Genomic DNA, 15,602 nt, shown 5'->3' on the forward strand with positions numbered 1-15,602 from the left:
GCGAGACATCGCTGATGCAGGCGCTATGTCCCGAAGCGGTGGATGCCGGTCATTTCGCGGACAATACCGGCTGGTACACAAAAGGCGCATCGGATGCCTCGGCCGAGCTGGGCTGGAAGGTCCAGGCCACGTCTGAACAACATCTGGAACCGGCCTGCCGCCCCAGGCCCAGGGCCCTGCAGCCAGCTACACTGACGGCGCGGGAAAGCGAGGTGGTGAACCTGATTGCCGACGGCATGAGCAATGCGGCGATCGCCGCCGAGCTGAGGCTCAGCGAGCATACGGTCAAGCGGCACGTCGCCAACATATTGCTCAAGCTGGACCTGCCGTCGCGCGCTGCTGCGGCCGCCTTCTCGGCAAGGCACACTGGCCCGGACGGGCCATGAGTGCCATGGCGCTTTCGGGCGAAGCGAAAGGGGTGTCTCTAGGACTATGAATTCGTCCCATGCAGGCCAAGCGTCAGGTGGACTCGTCAAGAAGCAGACCGACGACCTGTTCGCAGCCGCCATGGCCAGTTCGCAGTGAGAAGTCCCTGCCCGGCAGCAATCGTCGGGCAGCGCTTCGGACATCTACCACCCAAGACGATGGGGACATGGAGGATGAAATGCTGACCAAGACAGTGGACGGCGCGGCGATCAAGAAAGCGATCGAGAGCCGTGACGGCAAGACGCTGGCGAGCTTCTACAATGACGATGCGCTGGTGCGGGTGATCGACCGCAACAACCCGCCGAGCAAGCCGCGCGAAATCCGCGGCCGCGCGGCGATCAGCACCTTCTGGGACGACATCTGCAGCCGGGCGATGACCCACAAGGTCGACGCCACGATCGCCGAGGGCGACAATCTCGCCTTCACCCAGGCCTGCGCCTATCCGGACGGCACCAAGGTGTTCTGCGCCGCGATGCTCGAATTGAAGAACGGCCGCATTGCGCGGCAGACGGTCGTGCAGGCCTGGGACGAGTAGCTCAAGAACGGATTCATCTGCAAAACAGGGAGGAGAACCAAGATGTTCAGCGCTAGATGGCAGATCGATGCCAAGTTCGGTCACAAGCAGACCGCGCTCGAGCTGATGCGAAAATGGGAGCGCGAGATCGGCTCGCAGGTTGGGCTCGCCGACCTGAAATTCCAGCTCATGACCGGTTCAGTCGGCGCACGCGAAGCGACGATCGAGACCCACCACCAGGTCGAGAGCCTGGCCCAGTTGGAGGAGTTCTTCGCCAAGATCGCCAAGATCGAGGCGCACGCCAAATGGGGCAAGGAGCTGGAGCCCTATGTCGTGTCGGGCACCAGCCTGTGGAACATCTACCGCATCGTCGAGTAGCGGCCTGCGTGGCCGACCTCGCCCGTTGTGGGAGAGGTAGAGGACTTACCCGTGCGCCACCATCACATGGCGGACGGCGGTGTAGTCCTCCAGCGCGTAGAGCGACATGTCCTTGCCGTAACCGGACTGCTTCAGGCCGCCATGCGGCATCTCGTTGGTGAGCATGAAGTGGGTGTTGATCCAGGTGCAGCCATATTGCAGCCGGGCCGCGGTCGTCATGGCGCGCGAGACGTCCCTGGTCCACACCGACGATGCGAGGCCGTAGTCGCTGTCATTCGCCCAGTTCACCGCCTCGTCGACCTCGGAGAACCGGGTGACCGAGACGACGGGGCCGAACACCTCGCGGCGCACGATCTCGTCTTCCTGCAACGCTCCGGCGACGACCGTCGGCTGGTAATAGAAGCCGGAGCCCTCGCCCGGCTTGCCGCCGGTGGTGATCTCGATGTGCTTCAATTCCGAAGCGCGCTCGACGAAGCTTGACACGCGGTCGCGCTGGCGGCGCGAGATCAGCGGCCCGATCTCGTTCTCGGTGTCGTCAGGCAGATTGTATTTGATGGTCGACGCCGCCGAGGAGAGATCGGCAACCAGCTTGTCGTAGATCTTCTTGCCGGCATAGATGCGGCAGGCGGCGGTGCAGTCCTGGCCGGCATTGTAGTAGCCGAAGGCGCGCAGACCGTTGACCACCGCGCCGAGATCGGCGTCGTCGAAAACGACGACCGGCGCCTTGCCGCCGAGCTCGAGATGCGTGCGCTTGACCGACTTGGCGGCCGCCTGCAGCACTTTCTTCCCGGTGGCGACGTCGCCGGTGATCGAGATCATGTTGACCTTGGGATGATTGATCAGCGTGTTGCCGACGCTGTCGCCGCGGCCGAGGACGACATTGACCACGCCCTCGGGCAGGATCTCCGACAGGATCCTCGCCAGCTTCAGCGCCGTCAGCGGCGTCTGCTCCGATGGCTTGAAGACGACGGTGTTGCCGCCGCCGATCGCCGGCGCCAGCTTCCAGGCCATCATCATCAGCGGATAGTTCCAGGGCGCGATGGAGGCGACGATGCCGATCGGATCGCGCCGCACCATCGAGGTGTGGCCGGGCAGATACTCGCCCGCGACCTGGCCTGGCATCGAGCGCACCGCGCCGGCGAAGAAGCGGTAGCAATCGACGATCGCCGGGATCTCGTCATTGAGCACGGCGTTGATCGGCTTGCCGCAATTCAGCGCCTCGAGCGCGGCGAACTCATTCGCTTCGGCCTCGATGCGATCGGCGATCTTCAGCAGATAGCCCGAGCGCTGCGCCGGCGTGGTGCGCGACCAATTGACGAACGCTTGTTCGGCGGCACTGACAGCCGCCTCGATCTGCGCCGGACTTGCTTCCGGCAGGTTGAGGATGGTCGCGCCGGTCTTCGGATTGAGGATCGGCTCCTCGATTTCGGTGCCCTTGTCGAATTTCGAGCCGATCAGCATCTGGGTGTCCATGGGGGTTTCTCCCTTCGCAGTAGCGAGTAGCGAGTTGCGTGCAGCGAGTTGCGAATGGCGGGCAGGGTTCGCGATCGATTTTCCCTATTCGCTATTGGCTAATCCCTATTCGCTGTTTTCATTTGCCCGAGCCGGCGATCTGGTCGCCGTCGCGGGTCAGGTAATAGGCAAAGAGGATCGGCAGCAGCGTCACCAGCACGACGACCATGGCGACGACATTGGTGACCGGACGCTGCCGCGGTCTGATCAGCTCCTCCAGCATCCAGATCGGCACGGTCTGCTGCTGGCCGGCGGTGAAGGTGGTGACGATGACCTCGTCGAAGGACAGCGCAAAGGCCAACATGCCGCCGGCAAGCAGCGCGGTTGCAATGTTGGGCAGCACGACATGCCTAAACGTCTGAAAACCGTCGGCGCCGAGATCCATCGAGGCCTCGATCATCGAGCCTGAGGTGCGGCGAAAACGGGCGACGGCATTGTTGTAGACGACGACCACGCAGAAAGTGGCGTGGCCGAGCACGATCGTCCAGAACGAGAACGGGATGTCGGCGAGCGCAAAAGCCGAGCGCAGCGCGATGCCGGTGATGATGCCGGGCAGCGCGATCGGCAGGATGACGAGCAATGAAATCGCCTCGCGGCCGAAGAAGCGCGTGCGCGAAACCGCAGCGGCGCAGAGCGTGCCAAGAACCAGCGCGATCGCTGTCGAAATGGCAGCGACGCGGATCGACAGCGACAGCGCCTCCCAGACATCCGGCCTGTTCCAGGTGACGGCGAACCATTGCGTGGTCAAACCCGGTGGCGGCCACACAAAACTCTTCTCTTCGGTGGTGAAGGCATAGACGAAGATCAAAAGGATCGGCAGGTGCAGGAAGAGCAGGCCGCAGGCGGCGGCGATCTTCAGCCCGAGCGGAGCGGATTGGCCGCGATCAGAGCGCATCGAAAGCTCCCATGCGCTTGGCCCCCCACAGATAAAAGCCCATGATGACGATGGGCACCACGGTGAAGGCGGCGGCTAAAGGAATGTTGCCGGCGGTGCCTTGCTGCGAATAGACGGCCTGGCCGATGAACAGGCGCGAGGTGCCGATGATCTGCGGGATGATGTAGTCGCCCAATGTCAGCGAGAAGGTGAAGATCGAGCCGGCGACGATGCCCGGCAGCGCCAGCGGGAAGAGCACGTTGCGGAAGGTCTGGCCGGGCGAGGCGCCGAGATCGGACGAGGCCTCGACGAGGTTGCCGGGGACGCGCTCCAGCGCCGCCTGCACCGGCAGTATCATGAACGGCAGCCAGACATAGACGAAGACGATGAAGGTGCCGGTGAAGGAGACCGAAAGCGAGTTGCCGCCGACGATCGGCAACGACAGCCAGGCCTCGAGCAGCCACAGCAGGCCGAGCTTGCCTAACAGCCAAGTGAGAATGCCTTCCTTGGCGAGGATCAGTTTCCAGGCGTAGATCTTGACCAGATAGCTCGACCAGAGCGGCAGCATGACGCCGAGATAGAACAGCGCCTTCCAGCGGCCGCGCGCATAGCGCGCCGCGTAATAGGCGATGGGGAAGGCGATGACCGCGGAGGCGAGCGTCACGAGCGCCGCCATCGTCACCGTGCGCAGGATGATGTCGAGATTGGCGGCCTGGAACAGGTCGCCATAGGTCTTCAGCGTGAACTCGCGGTTGATCAGGCCGGAGAACTCGTCGATCGAGAAAAAGCTCTGCAAAAGCAGCGCGAAAAGCGAGCCTATATAGACGATGCCCAGCCACAGAAGCGGCGGCAGCAGCATGAGCAGCAAGAGAAGTATCGGCCGGCGCCAGAAGAGGTCGGAGAGCGCCCCGCGCATGCCGCCGTTGCCGGGCAGGATGGCGGGCACGGGCTTGGATTGAACAGCGGCGATTGTCATCGCGCCGCACCGACGATCAGATCAACGGCGGCAAGGCCGAGATCCTTCACACCCCCCTCTGGCCTGCCGGCCATCTCCCCCGCAAGGAGGGAGATCAGCAGCTCGTCTTCCCCGCCAGTTCTGCAACGTCGAAAATTGGCGAAGCGAGCGGCGACAGCCAATCTCCCCGCTTGCGCGGGAGATATCCGGCAGGACAGAGGGCGGTGCTTTGCACAAACCGCAATCATGCCGACTCGTCCATCAGATGCAGGTGCTCGCGGTTGAAGGTGAGCATCACCGCCTCGCCTTCGGCAGGGAGCGCGGTCCCCGCCGGCACCATGGCATGCAGCCTCAGCCCATCGGCATCCAGCGCCAGCCTTGTGGTGGCGCCGAGATAGTTGGTCCCGACCAGACGCGCGGCAACGCCATCGCCGCTCGTCGCGCCCGATACGCGGATGGATTCAGGCCTGAGGCTGCCCCAGCGATGCTGGCCGGAATAGCGCTGCACGAAATCCGGCGGCAGCACGTTGGACGAGCCGACGAAATCGGCGACGAAGCGCGTCCTCGGCCGCTGGTAAATGTCCTCCGGCGTGCCGACTTGCATGATTCTGCCGTCGTTGAAGACGGCAACACGGTCGGCCATAGAAAGCGCTTCGCCCTGGTCGTGAGTGACGAAGACGAAGGTGATGCCGAGCACCTTCTGCAGCGACTTCAGTTCCTCCTGCATGTTCTCGCGCAGCTTGAGGTCGAGCGCGCCGAGCGGCTCGTCGAGCAGCAGCACTTTGGGCTGGTTGACGAGCGCCCGGGCAAGCGCGACGCGCTGGCGTTGGCCGCCGGAGAGCTGGCCGGGGCGCCGGGCCCCATAACCCGGCAGGCGCACCAGCGAGAGCGCCTCTTCCGCCGCCTTCAGCCTCTCGACCCTGCCGACGCCCTTGACCATCAGCCCGTAAGCGACGTTGTCGAGCACGTTCAGATGTGGGAACAGCGCGTAGTCTTGGAAAACGGTGTTGACGTTGCGGCGATAGGGCGGAACGCCTTCGGCCCGCTCGCCGAAGATGGAGATCGAGCCGGCCGTCGGCTGCTCGAAGCCGGCGATCAGCCTGAGGCAGGTCGTCTTGCCGGAGCCGGACGGCCCGAGCATGGCGAAGAACTCGCCCGGCGCGATGTCGAGATCGACCGCATCGACGGCGCGCACGCTGCCGAAATGGCGCGAGACTTGTTTGAAGGAAACGGCGGAGGTCATGATCTGTCCTGAAGGTTCAGGCTCTCAAATTCGGGCGTCTGTGCTGCCCCTCGTCCGCCTGCCGGCACCTTCTCCGCGTGAAAGACGGGGAGAAGGGACAAACTCCAGCGCTGGCGACCCCCTCTCCCCGTTCTTCGCGGGGAGAGGGTAAGGGTGAGGGGCAGCGCCAACTTCTAAAGGCCAGGCGAACTCACCGCCCGCCGATGACGCCGATATAGTCCGACACCCAGCGGTAATAGGGCACGCACTTGTCATTCTGGCTGGCGCATTTCGATATCGGCGTCTTCCAGAACTTGATCTTCTCGAAATTGTCGTAACCGTTGGTCTTGCAGCCCTCGTCGCCGAGCAGTTCATTGCCCTTGCAGGCGGCGGGCACGACCGGCAGCGAGCCGAACCAGGACGACACATCGCCCTGGACCTTGGGCGAGAGCGAGTGCTCGAGCCACATATAGGCGCAGTTCGGATGGGCGGCGTCGGCTTCCATCATGGTGGTGTCGGCCCAGCCGGTGACGCCCTCCTCCGGCACGGTCGAGGCGACCGGCTTCTTGGCGGCGACCAGCGTGTTCACCTGATACGGCCACGAGCCGGAGGCGACGACGCCTTCGTTCTGGAAATCGTCGACCTGGATTGCGGCGTCATGCCAGTAGCGGCCGACCAGGGTGCGCTGGGTGCGCAGCAGATCGAGCGCCGCCTTGTACTGGTCTTCGCTGAGCTCGTACGGATCCTTGATGCCCAGTTCCGGCTTGTGGAACATCAGGTAGTTGGCGGCATCGGCAATATGGATCGGGCCGTCATAGGCCTGGACACGACCCTTGTTCGACTTGCCGTCGGGCAGCTTCATCTCCTCGAAAACGACGTTCCAGCTCTTGGGCGCTTCCTTGAAGACGGTGGTGTTGTACATCAAGATGTTCGGGCCCCACTGGTAGGGGACGCCGTAATGCACCTTGTCGACGGTGAACCAGGGCGCGTCCTTGAGACGGTCGTCGACCGTCTTCCAGCTCTTGATGAGGTCGGTGTTGATCGGCTGCACGCGCTTGCCGGCGACGAGGCGCAGCGAAGCATCACCAGAAGCCGTCACCAGGTCGAAGCCGCCCTCGTTCATCAGCGAGACCATCTCGTCCGACGTATTGGCGGTCTTGACGTTGACCTTGCAGCCGGTCTCCTTCTCGAAGGCGGTCACCCAGTCGTAGTTCTTGTCGGTCTCGCCCCGCTCGATATAGCCCGGCCAGGCGACGATATTCAGCTCGCCCTCGCCCTTGCCGACTTCCTTGACCTGGGCGATCGCCTGACCCGAGAAGGTCAGCGCAACCGTCAACGCCGTGCATGACTTCAGGAATGCATTCATCATCGATCTCCCATTTTGGCCCATGACCCCGAAACCGATCCGGTTTTCAACAAGGATCACACGCAAACCTGAACGCCAGAGTTCCCATCACCCCGGCAGCCGCGCTCCCGAGCGGCTTTGTTCCCTGAGCGAAAAGTGCTGTGAAAATTCCGGTTTCGCAAATCCATTTATCAGAAAGCCGATATCGGATTTTCCGATACTCTTTCCGACGCCATTCCGGACGGAAGGTTGCGGCGAAGTCGCCGAGCCCAACCGTTCACACTTTGCTGGAATCGCTCTGATCAGAGCCGCTGCCGTACCATGCGCTGCGACTGGGCAAGTCCGATAAAGTCGCGGGCGGCCTGCGGCAGGCTGGAACCGCGGCGCCAAACCATGCCGACCTGGACGACCGGAAGCGAGCCGGAGATATCGCGGGATTCGATGCGGTCGCCTTCCAGCGACCAGGGACGATAGACGAGATCGGGCAGCAGCGCCACGCCGGCGCCGGTGGCCACAAGGCTGCGCACGGCCTCGACGGAGCGGGTGCGGAAGGCCACATGCGGTCTCGCACCGAGCGCCGACAGCAGCTTGCCGGTGTTCTCCTCGATCTCGTCGACGGTCAGCATGATCAGCGGTTCGGAAGCGATGTCGCCGATCGAGATAATGTCGGCGCTGGCGAGCCTGTGGCTGAGCGGCAGCCAGAGCCGATAGGCCGAGACTTCGAGGATTTCCGACTGCAGCGCGGTGCGATCGCGCAAATTCGACGTGACCATGACGGCGATGTCGAGCTTGCCGCCGACCAGCAGATGCTCGAGATAGTCGCCATTGTCCTCGATCGCCGAGACTTCGACGCTCGGATAGGCGCGGCGGTAGCGAGCCAGCAGATCGGAGAGCACGTATCCGGCTACAAGCGAGGTGACGCCGAGCTGCAGCCGCCCGCCTGCTGTGAGTTGATCGCCGAGGAAAGCGCGGCGCGCATCGGAAACGTCGGCCAGGATTTTCGTCGCGTGGCGCAGGAACTGGTGCCCCTTATGGGTGATGTTGAGGCCGCGCGGGTGGCGGTCGAACAACTCGACTCCGAGATCGCTCTCCAGCTCCTTGATCGCCTCGGTGACCGAGGATTGCGAGATGGAGAGGTTCTGCGCGGCGCCCGAGACCGTGCCCTGCTCGGCGACGGCGACGAAGAACTGGAGCTGGCGGATGGTGAAGGCCATGCCCGACTAAACACCGGCGCGGCCGGGAAGGAAAGCCGTTGGCGCATCCGGCGCTAGGCCATCGCAATGCTGAGACGCGCGCCGGCCTGGCTGAGCGCGGCGGCGATGTCGCGCGGCGGCGGCTGGTCGGTGGCAAGCTCGGAGAAACCGTCGAAGCCGCAGACCTGAACTAGGCCCTGCCGGCCGAACTTGGTATGGTCGGTGACGACCAGCGAGCGTTGCCCGCGCGACAACACCATGCGGGCGAATTCCGCCTCCTCCAGCTCGTAGTCGGTCAGGCCGGCGACGGCGTCGACCGCGCCGATGGAGATCACCGCGTGGCTGACCGAGAAGCGGCTTACGAATTCGATCGCCGCGACGCCGAGGGCAGCGCCTGAATCGCTGCGCAGCTCGCCGCCGGCCATATAGACCTTGTTGCCGTTCACCGTCGCCAGCGTACGGGCGATGTCGGACGAATTGGTGACCACCGTCAGGCGGCGATGGCCGAGCAGTTCGCGCGCCAGGAAGGACGTGGTGGTGCCGGTGTCGAGCATGATAGACTCGCCGTCGCGGATGGTGGCCGCGACCATGCGGGCAATCAGACGCTTTGCCTCGGCATTCTCGCGCATGCGGCGCTCGAACGGCGCCTCGCCTGTCATCGACGGCAGGCTGACGGCGCCATGCATCTTGAGCAATGCCCCGTCATCGGTCAGCGGTTTCACGTCGCGCCTGACCGTCTCCAGCGACACGCCCAGGCGCTCGGCCAGGCTGGCGATGGTGATCGTGCCCTCCTCACCGAGGAGCCGCAGGATCTCGCCGTGCCGTTTCGAGTGGATCATCTGGATCTCCGGGATTTTGACCGATTCTACGGCATTCCTAACGCTTTTAAAGGAATTGCTCATATTTTCGGGCAAAACACCCAAAAAAGGTCACAGCTTTTTATTGACAGCAACATCACGCTGGCGTGAGATTGAGGTCGTGACAGGCTCGGAACTGCCACAGGAGGGTGATGGCAGAGCCGCAAACGACTGACCAGATTTTCTGGAACGTGCCTGACGCGAGCTTTTTTCGAATCCGCGGGGGCGGATGCCGGGATCCTAAGCCTGGCCAAGGGGCTCGTCGGTGTGGTGAGGGATATCAATCCCGGCATCCCGCACCGACGAGGCCTTTCTTTTTTCTCTCATCGCTTTGTGAGAGACCGGCGCTTTGTCGAAAGCCGGCCGAAGCAGGACTGAACCCGTGAGCGCCGCCGCAACCACCGAAGACCGCATCCGCGCCCTGCCCTGCTGGAGCGGCGGCATCGAGATCGAGCCGCTGCCCGGCGGCCTCAGCAACGCCAACTATGTCGTTACCGACGCCGCCGGCCGGCACGTGGTGCGCTTCGGCCAGGACTTCCCGTTCCACCATGTCTTTCGCGAGCGCGAGGTGATGACGGCGCGGGCGGCGCATGCGGCCGGTTTCGCGCCAGCCGTCCACTACGCCGAGCCCGGAATTCTGGTGACCCAGTTTCTCGGCGCCAGGACCTTCCTCGCCGAGGATGTGCGCGCCGATCTCGGCCGCGTGGCGGCGCTGCTGCGGCGCTTTCACCGCGAGATGCCGAACCACGTCTCCGGCGCCGGTTTCATGTTCTGGGTCTTTCATGTCATCCGCGACTATGCGCGCACGCTCGAGGAAGGCGGCAGCCGCAAGAAGGACGAGCTGCCGCGCTATCTCGCTTTAGCCGACGAGCTCGAACGGGCGCAGAAGCTTTTGCCGATCGTCTTCGGCCACAATGATCTTTTGCCGGCCAACATCCTCGACGACGGCAAGCGGCTGTGGCTGATCGATTTCGAATATGCCGGCTTCAACACGGCCATGTTCGATCTGGCCGGCGCCGCCTCGAATGCGGGCATGAGCGACGAGGAATCCTTCGCCTTCCTGACCGCCTATTTCATGAAGGAGCCGGACAGCGAGATCCGCCGCTCGCACGCCGCCATGCAATGCGCCTCACTGCTGCGCGAGGCAATGTGGAGCATGGTCTCCGAGCTTTATCTCGACGCGCCCGGCATCGACTACGTCGCCTATACCGAAGAAAACCTGGTGCGGCTCGACGCTGCACTGGAAAACTACCGGACGAGATACGGGACAAGATCATGACCTTGCCCAGCCATGCCGACATCGTGGTCATCGGCGGCGGCATCATCGGCTGCTCGACCGCGTATCATTTGGCGCGCGACCACAAGGCCGACGTGGTGCTGCTGGAGCAAGGCAAGCTGACCTCGGGCTCGACCTGGCACGCGGCCGGACTGGTCGGGCAGCTGCGCTCGTCGGCCTCGATAACCCGCGTGCTCAAATATTCCGTCGAGCTCTATAAGGGGCTCGAGGCCGAAACGGGACTGGCGACCGGCTGGAAAATGACCGGGTGCCTCAGGCTCGCCACCAACGCCGATCGCTGGACCGAGTTCAAGCGATTGGCGACGACGGCAAAAAGCTTCGGCATGGACATGCAGCTGCTGTCGCCCGCCGAGGTGAAGCGCATGTGGCCGCTGATGGAAACCGGCGACCTCGTCGGCGCCTCCTGGCTGCCGACCGACGGTCAGGCCAGCCCCTCCGACATCACGCAATCGCTCGCCAAGGGCGCGCGCATGCATGGCGCAAAACTGTTCGAGGACGCGCGCGTCACCGGATTCGAGATGACGGGCGGACGCATCACCGCGGTGAAGACCGAAAAGGGCGACATTGCCTGCGACAAGGTGGTGAACTGCGCCGGGCAATGGGCAAGGCAGGTCGGCGCGATGGCCGGCATCAACGTGCCGCTGCAGCCGGTCAAGCACCAGTACATCATCACCGAGAAGATCGAAGGGCTGGCCAACGACGCGCCGACAATCCGCGACCCCGACCGCCGCACCTATTTCAAGGAAGAGGTCGGCGGGCTGGTGATGGGCGGCTATGAGCCGAACCCGCAGGCCTGGACGACTGAGCTCCCAGGGGGCGACGTGCCCAACGACTGGGCGTTCCGCCTGTTCGATGACGATTACGACCACTTCGAGCAGCATATGGCCCAGGCGATCGAGCGGGTGCCGGCGCTGGCCAATGTCGGCGTCAAGCAAATGATCAACGGGCCGGAGAGCTTCACGCCGGACGGCAATTTCATCCTTGGTGTCGCGCCCGAATGCGCCAACATGTTCGTCGGCGCCGGTTTCAACGCCTTCGGCATCGCGTCCGGCGGCGGCGCCGGCTGGGTGCTGGCGCAATGGGTGGTCGACGGCGAGGCGCCGCTCGACCTCTGGGTGGTCGACATCAGGCGTTTTTCCAACCTGCACCGCGACCGGCAATGGGTCTGCGACCGCACGCTCGAGGCCTATGGCAAGCACTACACGATCGGCTTCCCGCATGAGGAATATCTCTCGGGCCGGCCGCGCATCGTCTCGCCGCTCTATGAGCGGCTGAGAGAGCACCGCGCCGTGTTCGGCTCGAAGCTCGGCTGGGAGCGGCCGAACTGGTTCGCGCCCGATGGCATCAAGCCGGAAGACGTCTATTCGATGGGGCGGCAGAACTGGTTTACCCCGGTCGGCGAGGAACATCGGCATGTACGCGAGAAAGTCGGCATCTTCGACCAATCCTCCTTTGCCAAATATGAGATGACCGGGGCCGATGCGCTGAGGGCGCTCGACTGGATCTGCGCCAACGACATCAACAAGCCGGTCGGCCGGCTGACCTATACGCAGCTTCTCAACACGCGCGGCGGCATCGAAGCAGACCTCACGGTGGCACGGCTCGGCGAGGACAGGTTCTACATCGTCACCGGCACCGGTTTCCGCACGCATGATTTTTCGTGGATCAGCGACCATCTCGGCCAGGGACTCGACGCGGCGCTGAAAGACGTGACCGAGGATTTCGGCACGCTGTCGCTGATGGGGCCACGCGCCCGCGACGTGCTGTCGGCGGTAACGGGTGCGGATGTCTCCAACGCCGCCTTCCCCTTCGGCCACGCGCGCGAGATTGACATCGCCGGCCACACCGTGCGGGCGCTGCGGGTGACCTATGTCGGCGAGCTCGGCTGGGAGTTGCATGTGCCGATCGCCGCGACGGGCGAGATTTTTGATGCCCTCATGGCAGCCGGGAAACAGCATGGCATCCGCCCGGTCGGCTACCGGGCGCTGGAATCGCTGCGGCTGGAAAAGGGCTATCGCGCCTGGGGGGCGGACATCACGCCGAACGACACGCCGCAGGAAGCGGGCCTCGGCTGGGCTGTGAAGCTCAGGAAGAACAACGGCTTCATCGGGCGGCGGGCGCTGGAGAAAGCGGCCGGCCAGCCGCTGACAAAACGCTTTGCCGGCTTCACGGTCGACGATCCGGACGTCGTCCTGGCCGGACGCGAGACGATCCTGCGCAACGGCCAACCGGTCGGCTATCTCACCAGCGGCGGCTATGGCTATACGGTGGAGAAGAACATCGGCTATGGCTATGTGCGCAACGGCGATGGCGTCAGCGACGACTTCCTCGCCTCGGGCGGCTATGAACTGGTGGTGGCGATGGAGCGCACGCCGGCAAAGATCCATGTCGAGCCGATGTACGATCCGGCCGGAGAGAAGATAAAGGCTTAAGCAGGAAAGCGGTCAGCCGACGCGCAGCACGAGACCCCTGCTTGGCACCGCATCGCCCTCGCCGGGCATCGACGCGTAAGGCCGTGTCTCTTCAAGCCGGGTTATGACGTCCTCCGCTTCGAGCACGGCGATCCGCTCGGCAAAGCCGGCCTGCCAGAGCGTGTTCTTGATCGTCAGCACGATGATGCCGCCTGGACGGCAGATGCGGATCAGCTCGTCCAGCCCCTCGACGCCGACATGGCCGGAGGTGAAGACGCCCGCCGAAACGATGCCGGCATAGGCACCGTCCGCGAAAGGCAGGGCGCCGCCCAGCGCCAGACGATGCAGCGCCGTGTAGACGCCCTTGGCGCCGGCCTTGTCCAGCATGCCTTGCGAGATGTCGAGCGCCTCGACACGAGGATAGCCGGTGATTGCGAGCCATTCGCCGATCAGCCCGGTGCCGGCGCCTGCGTCGAGCACAGGTTCCGCGCCGCGCGGCAGATGGCGGGCCAGCAGGGCCAGGCAGATGGTCGGATGGCGATAGCCGGCCGCCGACATATCGGCGTCGTAAGTTTCGGCCCAGCTATCGTAGATTGCGGCCACTTCGTCCGGCCGTGTTGCGGCATAGGCCGCGCTTAGCGCGCTGTTTTGCTTGCCGTCCGCCATTGCCGCTCCCGCCGCCGATTCGTGTCGGCCATGGTAGCCAAGCGGCAAAAACTGTGGAACCGTTCCGCCATAAACATGGCGTGATGGTTAAGGGGGTGACGATGGAAGAGGCGCGCGCGGCGCTAGCCGCCATTCCGGCGCTTGCCGGCTATGAGGGTCCTTTGGAGCGGTTGGGCGGCCTTACCAACCGTGTCTACAAGGCCGGCGAGGTCTGCCTGCGCATTCCCGGCAAGGGCACGGAGGAATATATCAACCGCGCCAACGAGGCAGTGGCGGCGCGCGAGGCGGCCAAGGCCGGCGTCAGCCCGGAGGTGCTTTTTGACGATCCCGCATCCGGCTTGATGGCAACGCGCTTCGTCGCCGACGCCGAGACCATGTCGCCGGAAAAGTTCAAGGCCAGACAGGGCAGTCCGGCGCGTGCTGGCGCAGCCTTCCGCAAGCTGCATGCGTCCGGCGCGGTCTTCCCCTTCCGCTTCGAGCTGTTTGCGATGATCGACGACTATCTGAACGTACTGTCGACCAAGGATGTGGCCCTGCCGCCCGGCTATCACGACGTGGTGCGCGAGGCGGGCAGCGTGCGCGAAGCATTGGTCACGCACCCGATCCAGCTTGCTGCCTGCCACTGCGATCCGCTCTGCGAAAACTTTCTCGATACCGGGGAGCGGATGTGGATCGTCGACTGGGAGTACTCCGGCATGAACGATCCGTTGTGGGATCTCGGCGACCTCTCGGTCGAAGGCAAGTTCGACGCCGGCCAGGACGAAGAGCTGATGCGCGCCTATTTCGGCGGCGAAGCAAGGCCGGCCGAGCGCGGCCGCGTCGTCATTTACAAGGCCATGTGCGACCTGCTCTGGACGCTGTGGGGGCTGATCCAGCTCGCCAACAACAACCCGGTCGACGATTTCCGCGCCTATGCGGACGGACGCTTCGCCCGCTGCAAGGCGCTGATGGAGACGCCGGAGTTTTCACGGCACCTGGCCGCAATACGAAAGGGCTAATTGACGCCCTTCGGCACATTCTCGGGCGGCACGACGGTCTCGACCACCTTCTGGCGATGGAAGATGAAGATGCCGGCGAGCACAACGATGGCCGAGCCGGCGAGTATCCGCGGGCTCGGCACATCGCCGAAGAAGACCAGGCCGAAGACAATGGCCCACAGCAGCAGGCTGTAATGCAGCGGCGCCAGCGTTGACGCCGGCGCCAGCTTCAGCGCGCGGGTGATCATCAGATGGGCGGCGCAGGAGACGATGCCGAGCAAAAGCATGGCGCCGAAATCGAGCGCCGACGGCGTACGCCAGGCGCCGATGGTCAGAACGCCGCCGACAATCAACGTGCCGATGGTCTGCCAGGTGACCAGCGTCGTGTCACTCGTTCCGCGCAAACGCCGGCCGAGAATGATGGCGAAGCCGAAGGCAATGCTGCCGATCAGCGCATAGGCCGATGACAACGAAAACGCGGCCGACGATGGCTTCAGGATGATCAGCACACCGCAGAAGCCGACCAGGATCGCCAGCCAGCGCCGCCAGCCGACCTTCTCGCCGAGCAGGAGATGCGAGAGCGCGGCGACATAGATCGGTCCGGCCATGTAGAAGCTCATCACGTCGGCGAGCGGCAGATAGACGACCGCGGCATAGAACAGCCCGGTATCGAGCGTGGTCGCCGCGACGCGCAAGACCTGCAGCACCGGCCTTTCCACCTGAAAAAGCTTGCCTGCGCCCTGGTTGGCGATCATCGGCCCAAGCACCAAGAAGGCGCCGATGGAGCGAACCAACACCACCTGACCGACCGAGAAGGAAGCGACCAGCCATTTGCCCATCGCGTCGTTCAGCGCGAACATGAAGTCGCCGGCCAGCATCAAGAGAATGCCGGCGAGCAGGACATTCTTGATCGTAAGATTGCGGGCGAGGAACTGGGCCATGCCCGGCTCCCTACTCGCAATCTGTCGCTTTGAG

The 15,602-nt window shown here is 64.1% G+C and carries 15 protein-coding genes; 6 read left to right on the forward strand and 9 right to left on the reverse strand.

Annotated features, from left to right (window positions below; genetic code table 11):
- From EOA32_RS07385 to EOA32_RS07395, 3 genes are all read left to right on the forward strand, one after another.
- Positions 1–386 (forward strand): helix-turn-helix transcriptional regulator (locus EOA32_RS07385; protein WP_245499196.1); only part of this gene is annotated, 386 nt, incomplete at its 5' end.
- 218 nt (positions 387–604) lie between these two features.
- Positions 605–961, forward strand: coding sequence for a nuclear transport factor 2 family protein (locus EOA32_RS07390; protein WP_067003749.1), 357 nt, complete (start codon positions 605–607; stop codon positions 959–961).
- Positions 962–1,003: 42 nt separating this feature from the next.
- On the forward strand, positions 1,004–1,318 hold the full coding sequence (locus EOA32_RS07395) for a hypothetical protein (RefSeq protein ID WP_067003605.1): 315 nt from the start codon (positions 1,004–1,006) through the stop codon (positions 1,316–1,318).
- Between the two features lie 45 nt (positions 1,319–1,363).
- Here the strand turns inward: EOA32_RS07395 and EOA32_RS07400 are convergent, their stop codons facing one another.
- The 7 genes from EOA32_RS07400 to EOA32_RS07435 all read right to left on the reverse strand — a co-directional run bounded on the left by EOA32_RS07400 (position 1,364) and on the right by EOA32_RS07435 (position 9,258).
- The gene (locus EOA32_RS07400) at positions 1,364–2,791 is read right to left on the reverse strand and encodes a gamma-aminobutyraldehyde dehydrogenase (RefSeq protein ID WP_095777576.1); all 1,428 of its coding nucleotides are present in this window, start codon (positions 2,789–2,791) and stop codon (positions 1,364–1,366) included.
- Positions 2,792–2,909: 118 nt separating this feature from the next.
- On the reverse strand, positions 2,910–3,725 hold the full coding sequence (locus EOA32_RS07405; protein WP_067003601.1) for an ABC transporter permease: 816 nt from the start codon (positions 3,723–3,725) through the stop codon (positions 2,910–2,912).
- Complete coding sequence (locus EOA32_RS07410; RefSeq protein ID WP_206519861.1) at positions 3,715–4,620, reverse strand: ABC transporter permease; 906 nt, start codon at positions 4,618–4,620, stop codon at positions 3,715–3,717. The genes EOA32_RS07405 and EOA32_RS07410 overlap by 11 nt, the downstream gene beginning before the upstream one ends.
- Positions 4,621–4,903: 283 nt before the next feature.
- A complete protein-coding gene (locus EOA32_RS07420) occupies positions 4,904–5,902 on the reverse strand; it encodes an ABC transporter ATP-binding protein (protein WP_067003595.1) in 999 nt (332 codons plus the stop codon).
- A 190-nt stretch (positions 5,903–6,092) separates the two neighbouring features.
- Complete coding sequence (locus tag EOA32_RS07425) at positions 6,093–7,247, reverse strand: ABC transporter substrate-binding protein (protein ID WP_095777615.1); 1,155 nt, start codon at positions 7,245–7,247, stop codon at positions 6,093–6,095.
- A gap of 281 nt (positions 7,248–7,528) precedes the next feature.
- Entirely contained in the window at positions 7,529–8,440 is a 912-nt protein-coding gene (locus tag EOA32_RS07430) for a LysR substrate-binding domain-containing protein (RefSeq protein ID WP_128371343.1), read from the reverse strand.
- A gap of 53 nt (positions 8,441–8,493) precedes the next feature.
- Positions 8,494–9,258 (reverse strand): DeoR/GlpR family DNA-binding transcription regulator, encoded by a 765-nt coding sequence (locus EOA32_RS07435; protein WP_128371344.1) that lies wholly within the window; start codon positions 9,256–9,258, stop codon positions 8,494–8,496.
- 400 nt (positions 9,259–9,658) lie between these two features.
- Between EOA32_RS07435 and EOA32_RS07440 the strand changes: the two genes are divergently transcribed.
- Positions 9,659–10,555: a phosphotransferase family protein gene (locus EOA32_RS07440; RefSeq protein WP_095782388.1), complete on the forward strand. Its 897-nt coding sequence runs from the start codon at positions 9,659–9,661 to the stop codon at positions 10,553–10,555.
- Positions 10,552–13,005: an FAD-dependent oxidoreductase gene (locus tag EOA32_RS07445; RefSeq protein ID WP_128371345.1), complete on the forward strand. Its 2,454-nt coding sequence runs from the start codon at positions 10,552–10,554 to the stop codon at positions 13,003–13,005. Before EOA32_RS07440 ends, EOA32_RS07445 begins: the two co-directional genes overlap by 4 nt.
- A gap of 12 nt (positions 13,006–13,017) precedes the next feature.
- On the opposite strand, the gene EOA32_RS07450 is transcribed toward EOA32_RS07445, so the two are convergent.
- Positions 13,018–13,650 (reverse strand): class I SAM-dependent methyltransferase, encoded by a 633-nt coding sequence (locus tag EOA32_RS07450; RefSeq protein WP_128371346.1) that lies wholly within the window; start codon positions 13,648–13,650, stop codon positions 13,018–13,020.
- Positions 13,651–13,745: 95 nt separating this feature from the next.
- On the opposite strand from EOA32_RS07450, the gene EOA32_RS07455 reads away from it, so the two are divergent.
- A complete protein-coding gene (locus tag EOA32_RS07455; RefSeq protein WP_128371360.1) occupies positions 13,746–14,648 on the forward strand; it encodes a phosphotransferase family protein in 903 nt (300 codons plus the stop codon).
- Here EOA32_RS07455 and EOA32_RS07460 read toward each other — a convergent pair.
- Entirely contained in the window at positions 14,645–15,568 is a 924-nt protein-coding gene (locus EOA32_RS07460) for a DMT family transporter (RefSeq protein WP_067003583.1), read from the reverse strand. The two genes, EOA32_RS07455 and EOA32_RS07460, sit on opposite strands and share 4 nt — an antisense overlap.
- Between the last annotated feature and the right edge of the window lie 34 nt (positions 15,569–15,602).

The organism is Mesorhizobium sp. M1A.F.Ca.ET.072.01.1.1 (genome assembly GCF_004023325.1).
Lineage (GTDB): Bacteria > Pseudomonadota > Alphaproteobacteria > Rhizobiales > Rhizobiaceae > Mesorhizobium.

What these genes read in the sequence shown, in the direction of transcription:
- EOA32_RS07390 (WP_067003749.1), top strand. Translation starts at nt 605, where the DNA reads ATGCTGACCAAGACAGTGGACGGCGCGGCGATCAAGAAAGCGATCGAG.
- EOA32_RS07395 (WP_067003605.1), top strand. Translation starts at nt 1,004, where the DNA reads ATGTTCAGCGCTAGATGGCAGATCGATGCCAAGTTCGGTCACAAGCAG.
- EOA32_RS07400 (WP_095777576.1), bottom strand. Translation starts at nt 2,791, where the DNA reads ATGGACACCCAGATGCTGATCGGCTCGAAATTCGACAAGGGCACCGAA.
- EOA32_RS07405 (WP_067003601.1), bottom strand. Translation starts at nt 3,725, where the DNA reads ATGCGCTCTGATCGCGGCCAATCCGCTCCGCTCGGGCTGAAGATCGCC.
- EOA32_RS07410 (WP_206519861.1), bottom strand. Translation starts at nt 4,620, where the DNA reads ATGCGCGGGGCGCTCTCCGACCTCTTCTGGCGCCGGCCGATACTTCTC.
- EOA32_RS07420 (WP_067003595.1), bottom strand. Translation starts at nt 5,902, where the DNA reads ATGACCTCCGCCGTTTCCTTCAAACAAGTCTCGCGCCATTTCGGCAGC.
- EOA32_RS07425 (WP_095777615.1), bottom strand. Translation starts at nt 7,247, where the DNA reads ATGAATGCATTCCTGAAGTCATGCACGGCGTTGACGGTTGCGCTGACC.
- EOA32_RS07430 (WP_128371343.1), bottom strand. Translation starts at nt 8,440, where the DNA reads ATGGCCTTCACCATCCGCCAGCTCCAGTTCTTCGTCGCCGTCGCCGAG.
- EOA32_RS07435 (WP_128371344.1), bottom strand. Translation starts at nt 9,258, where the DNA reads ATGATCCACTCGAAACGGCACGGCGAGATCCTGCGGCTCCTCGGTGAG.
- EOA32_RS07445 (WP_128371345.1), top strand. Translation starts at nt 10,552, where the DNA reads ATGACCTTGCCCAGCCATGCCGACATCGTGGTCATCGGCGGCGGCATC.
- EOA32_RS07450 (WP_128371346.1), bottom strand. Translation starts at nt 13,650, where the DNA reads ATGGCGGACGGCAAGCAAAACAGCGCGCTAAGCGCGGCCTATGCCGCA.
- EOA32_RS07460 (WP_067003583.1), bottom strand. Translation starts at nt 15,568, where the DNA reads ATGGCCCAGTTCCTCGCCCGCAATCTTACGATCAAGAATGTCCTGCTC.